Genomic DNA, 3,444 nt, shown 5'->3' on the forward strand with positions numbered 1-3,444 from the left:
GCACCGTGTTCGTCGCCCAGCGGGAAGCCGGGCTGCGCTGGCCCGCGTCCATCGCGCTGCTCGCCGCCCTGGAGGACGCCGCCCAAAGATGACGGGTTCATAGTTCACGCGCGTTGGAGGCGAGGTGCGGTCCGCCGATTTAACAAGCTCTTGAATGATGGTCCGACACTCCTCATTCTGCATACGGAGGAAATGATGAAGAGCACGACATGCCGAAATCAATGACCACTGCGCGCCTTCCGCAGGGTCACTATGACCGGACCGCACACGTTTCAGCAATGTGCGTGGACCGCCGACGAGATGGTGGGCGTAGAGGTAAGCCAGCCCATCGAGTGAACCTCATTATGCCTAGGGAGTAGCCGAGCGAAGATCAAGTTGAGCCCCCGTGCGTCGGAGCATCTGGAACGTATCAATACTGCTTACACCCATGGCCAGGCAGGCGTCGGGAATGAGGACTCGGTTACGCGCGTTTGGTTGAGATCGCTCATGCGTCACCACAGTGTGCCCATGCTCGCGGGCGTAGGCGATGAGGAGGTAGTCGGCGTTGTTTCCCGTGAAGTTGGACAGTGCAGCGGGCGTGAAACTTCGGGAACCTGCCCATGCCGAAAGTGCGCTGAAGTGTTCGGTTGATCCTTGATCGAGTGGGTGAAAGAACGAGGCGTTCTTCTCCGCCCAATCGGCGAGTTCATCGCCGCCTTGGAGGAGTTCGTCTTGCACCGCGTCGAGGCTGCAGACGACGGCTTGCCTGCACGCCTGGTCGAGCCATGCCCAGAATCCGGGAGCAATATCGAATGCGTAATAGCGGTTTTTAGCTTCGATGAGAACGTTAGCATCTACTAGAAACATCACACCACCCCCAGTTCGGCTGCAAGCCCCTCAAACGTAGAATGCTTCTTTGTTCCGAGAAGTCGATATGCGTCGCGGTAAGTAGTAGTTCCCTCGAATGCGCTGGCGATCACCGCTCGAGCGAACTGTCGACTGAGGCGTAGCGGCTGCGTGAAGTAATAGTTGCCGCCACCTTCGACCTTTCGCGCTGCAAGAATATCCATTATGCGTTCGCGCTCTGATTCGTAGCGTTCTTGATACGCGTCCCAGTCCAGTAAGTGGGCGTCGAAGATCCTCTTCAGCACCACAAGTGTACTTACCCGGTACTTTCGTGCGAGCCTTTTCAGTTCGGTCGCGTCCACCTCCCCGTGATAGTCGACGCGTAGCGCGGCGAGCGGCAGAAGCACCTCTGCGGCAACCTGGTTGCACCACCGCTCCTCGTCGATCCCGCCACGCGAGACCATCGCCGCATCGGACAAGGCGCTTTCCCCTAGCCAGATGTGTGCAAGCTCGTGGATTATAGTGAAGATCTGCGCCGCCTTGGTATCGGCTCCGTTGACGAAGATCAGTGGTGCCACCGGATCGGCAAGGGCAAACCCGCGGAACTCTTGGGGGTTGAGCACGCGGTGAGTGTTCGCGCCGACGATGCCGTTAACCATGACCAAGACGCCATTAGCTTCAATGCGGTCAATGAGTCGACGCCGCGCGTCCTCCCAGTCCGAGAAGGCGCCCCGCTCGGATAGTTCGAACCCGAGCCCGTCTCGCATCTGGTCAGCAATGATTGTCGGGTCGGTAGCTGTCGTTGCAGACCCGACGAACTCCAGCGCTGCTGCGGCGCCTTCTTGCACGTAGTCCCGGTACCACCCTTGGCGAGACTGGCAAAGGTAGATCGTGTCGAGCAGATCGGCGGACGGCCGCGGGACGGCAACGTTACCGATCGTGCGCATGTCTGGAATCGGCACATCTTCCACCGGCGGTTCAGGGAGGAACAATAGGCCCAATGGCGTATGCGTATCGTTCGCGAACTTCTCCAACTGCCTCAGGGTCGGCCGGTGCGTGCCATCCACCCACTCGCCCAGTCTGGTGGCCCGACGCTCGGTTGTCTCTTCGTCCCAGCCAGCCCGTTCGACAGCCCAGTGCAGGAGATCAGAAGCTACCTCGACTCGAACGACCATCCCGATCACCTCCACCCCTAGGGATCAGTCGAGACCCGTGCTTATTGACATTCTATGGAGGCCGACCGCGCGTGTCCCCTCGCGATGCCGCGTGAGACACGGAACCCTTGCGGGGCTTCGGGCGCAGGCGCTCGAAGCCCCGCTGTGTGACTACATGTCGCGACAGTGCTTACAGAGCGGCCAGCCGTTGGTCCCGGGGCGCCAGTTGTAGGCCGGGATCTGCTGGCCACTGGGGCAGTTGTCATGGACGTGATAGACGTCCGGATCGGTGGGGTTGCTCGAATGATAGGCCGGTACTCGCATGGCGGACTCCGTTCTCGGTGTAGGCGTGTCGTGCGACACACTCCTGAAGGTAGGGACTGCCACCGACAAAACGCTCCTTCTTCAGACAAACTCGACTTCCAAACCATCATGCAGCTCACCTCAAACCGATGGACCATCGGCATGGCGCTCTCACCGTCGTCGCGGACCACGCGGTTCGCGCCTCTCTGCTTGACCGTCAGCGGAGCTTGGCTCCGTTTCTTGGTCTCGTCACCGCACGCTCAGCGACTCCACTGCACGCAGCCGTGACTCCATTGGCGCTTGTCCTCCGGATGAGGTGTGAGAGCCGCGTAGCGCCGTCGCGGTAGCCACGTCGAGCTGAATTGACTCGACGCCAGGTTGGGCGCGGTCGAGGAGTCGGGACGATCGGGGCCGTCTCGCCCGATTGAGTGCTTGCGAACCGCACCATCACGGCAACCTGCACTCCACGTTCACCGAGACCGAGGTGGCATTGGGCCAGGTCAGATGACGCCCCCCTGGCCGAGGCCACCGGCCAGTCACGCCCTGACGTGCGGTGACCGGGCTCAGCGGCCCGATCAGTGGTGGTTGAGCTCGGAGTTGATGTTGGGGACCCGGCGGAGCTTGCCGCGGTGGATCCGGGCGCGCTCCTCGACGATGTCCAGGATGCGTGAGGCGGATTCCTCCAGCGCCATGCCGGTGGTGTCGATGACGGGGCAGCGCAACTGCTTCATCGTCTGGCCGACCTCATCCAGTTCGGCGTAGATCTTGGCCAGGTCGACGTAGCCGTCCTTCATCGGACGCCGCACCCCCAGGCCCTTCACGCGTTCGGTGCGGATCGCCTGGAGCCGCTCGGGATCCATCGACAGGCCCACGATCCGCCACCGCTCGATCTCGAACAGTTCCTTGGGCGGGGTGATCCCCGGCACCAGCGGGACGTTGACGACCTTGTAGCCCATGTAGCCCAGGAAGATCGACAGCGGCGTCTTGCCGGAGCGGGACGGCCCCACGAGGCAGATGTCACACTCGGGCAGCGTGGTCGGGGCGGCGCCGTCGTCGTTGCGGACGGCGAAGTCGATGGCGGCGATCCGGGCGAAGTAGTCGGCTTCGACGCCGACCGGACGCAGCGGCACCTGGTCGGGCTCGACGCCGCTGATCTTCTCCA

Annotated in this window: 3 protein-coding genes; all 3 read right to left on the reverse strand. The window is 62.1% G+C overall.

What is annotated here, in order from left to right; all coding sequences use genetic code 11:
- Window positions 1-348: 348 nt before the first annotated feature.
- On the reverse strand, window positions 349-846 hold the full coding sequence (locus V7E09_RS14835; RefSeq protein ID WP_324509910.1) for a DUF4411 family protein: 498 nt from the start codon (window positions 844-846) through the stop codon (window positions 349-351).
- Window positions 846-2,000, reverse strand: coding sequence for an ImmA/IrrE family metallo-endopeptidase (locus V7E09_RS14840; RefSeq protein ID WP_324509983.1), 1,155 nt, complete (start codon window positions 1,998-2,000; stop codon window positions 846-848). Before V7E09_RS14840 ends, V7E09_RS14835 begins: the two co-directional genes overlap by 1 nt.
- A gap of 857 nt (window positions 2,001-2,857) precedes the next feature.
- A partial coding sequence (locus tag V7E09_RS14845; protein WP_324523643.1) for a kinase/pyrophosphorylase occupies window positions 2,858-3,444 on the reverse strand: 587 nt, incomplete at its 5' end.

The organism is Propioniciclava sp. (assembly GCF_036744435.1).
Lineage (GTDB): Bacteria > Actinomycetota > Actinomycetes > Propionibacteriales > Propionibacteriaceae > Propioniciclava.

Bases quoted from the DNA above. Each gene is read 5' to 3' on its own strand.
- V7E09_RS14840 (WP_324509983.1), bottom strand. From the start codon at position 2,000: ATGGTCGTTCGAGTCGAGGTAGCTTCTGATCTCCTGCACTGGGCTGTC.
- V7E09_RS14835 (WP_324509910.1), bottom strand. From the start codon at position 846: ATGTTTCTAGTAGATGCTAACGTTCTCATCGAAGCTAAAAACCGCTAT.